Origin of the sequence: Arachidicoccus sp. (assembly GCF_050436765.1) — a bacterium.
In the GTDB taxonomy this organism is placed as follows: Bacteria; Bacteroidota; Bacteroidia; order Chitinophagales; family Chitinophagaceae; genus Arachidicoccus.
Map to the genome: position 1 here is coordinate 1 of NZ_JBNQGD010000304.1, position 2,214 is coordinate 2,214.

At 39.7% G+C, this 2,214-nt stretch carries 1 protein-coding gene; it reads left to right on the forward strand.

Annotation, left to right across the window (positions count from 1 at the left end; genetic code table 11):
• Positions 1–95: 95 nt before the first annotated feature.
• The coding region (locus tag ACQR30_RS13310; protein WP_429735911.1) for a phosphocholine-specific phospholipase C at positions 96–2,214 on the forward strand (2,119 nt) is incomplete at its 3' end.

The window sequence follows — 2,214 nt, forward strand, 5'->3', positions numbered from 1 at the left end:
CAAACGTTTGTTTCATATTTTAAGTCTGTTAAACACATAACATTTATTAAATTTGAAGCGTTCAAAATTGATATATTAAAAGCAAGCAAACAATAATGAGTAACAGCAGGAGAGATTTTTTAAAAAATGCGGCTATCCTATCCGGTGCAGCGGGTTTAACCAATATGTTGCCTCTTTCCATAAAAAAAGCGGCAGCTATCAATGCAAGGCCTGGAACAACTTTCTACGATGCGGAACATATTGTTTTTTTGATGCAGGAAAACCGATCTTTTGATCATATGTTCGGGCGTTTAAAAGGAGTGCGTGGTTTCAACGACCCAAGGGCAAAAACGTTGCCTGACAATAATAAGGTTTGGATTCAAAAAGATAAAAAGGGCAATGCACATGCCCCTTTTCATATCGACATTAATAAAACAAAGATTACCTGGCAAGGTGGATTACCACACGGCTGGGAGGACCAAAGTGCTGCAAGAAATAAAGGAAAATATGACAATTGGATTCCTGAGAAATCCTCTATGACGATGGGACATTACGACCGATCCGATGTTCCATTTTATTATGCGCTGGCCGATGCTTTTACGATTTGCGACCATAATTTTTGTGGTTCATTAACGGGTACGACGCCCAACCGGTTGTTCTTTTGGACGGGTAATATTCGACCCGAACCTAAGGGGGATAATATTGCCGCCGTTTACAATTCGCAAGCCGAGTCCCGTGATAATGTGTTTGTAGACTGGAGTACTTTCCCGGAATTGTTGGAAGATAATGGCATCAGTTGGAAAGTATATCAAAACGAATTGTGGACTTCGGATTTAAAAGATAATACCGATTATTGGCTCGGTAATTATGGTGATAATGCATTGGAATATATTCGTAGAAACAATGTAAGGCTCTCGGCTTATTTTAGAAAAAATGGCGATAAATCGGTAAAACCGCATTTAACGCCCAGCCAGGTTACAGATAGGTATAACCAACTTTCGCAAAAGCAGAAAAATCTTATTGACAAATGTTTTGCAACAAACATAGATGATGAGGATGATTATTTAAAATTGACTCCTTTTACTTTTACGGATGATGAGGGAAAAAAGCAAACGGTAAACATCCCTAAAGCTGATATTTTTAAACAATTTCGTAGTGACGTAGATAAGGGAACGCTACCTACTGTTTCCTGGTTGGTAGCTCCACAAAGTTTTTCTGACCATACGAGTACCCCGCTATATGGCACCTGGTATGTTTCGCAAGCCTTAGACATACTTACCAAAAACCCGGAACTGTGGAAGAAAACCATCTTCATTATGAACTATGATGAAAACGACGGATATTTTGATCATCTACCGCCATTTGTAGTCCCCAAACCCGGAGATGCTGATGCAGGAAAGGTTTCAGAAGGTATAGATACCGCTTCGGATTATGAAAGTAAAGATGATACCCCTATTGGGCTTGGCTATCGAGTGCCGTTGATTATTGCTTCTCCGTGGAGTAAAGGGGGATATGTGAATTCCCAGGTTTTTGATCATACGTCTTGTTTGATGTTTTTGGAAAACTTCTTGAAAAAGAAAACAGGCAAAGAATTGCGCAGTCCGAATATTAGTAGTTGGCGGCGCAATATATGTGGTGACCTCACATCGATTTTCCGCCCGTATAATGGAGAAAAATTCCCCTTGCCTGATTTTGAAAAAAAAGACGAGGTGATCACTACTATTCAAAATGCCAAAAACAAGCCTAAGCAAGTTGTTCCAGCGCCTTTACAAGAAGATGAAATACATACAATTAATAAATTTCAGTCATTTGCACGGGAAAATGCGACAGTTCTGCCGCAACAGGAAAAGGGTACAAGGCCCGCTTGTCCATTGCCCTACCAGTTATTGACCTCTTGCGAAATAAATAATACAAAAGATAAGATTGTTTTGAGGCTAACGGCCTTAAAAAACAGTGTGGGCGCGGCTTTCAACGTATATACACAAAATAGCTATAATGGTGAAAAGGGAAAAACCTGGGCTTACGGCGTAAAAACGGACGACACTATTGAAGATGATTTTCAGATTGATAAATTTGAAAACGGGCAATACAATATTTGCCTGAATGGCCCTAATGGTTTCTATCGCCGGTTCGAAGGAGATAAAAACGATATGGCCATAAGCGTCCAGGCACTTTACGAAGAACGAGGTTTTTTAAACAAAAGACCGACGGGTAATATCCATTTGATTATTGAAA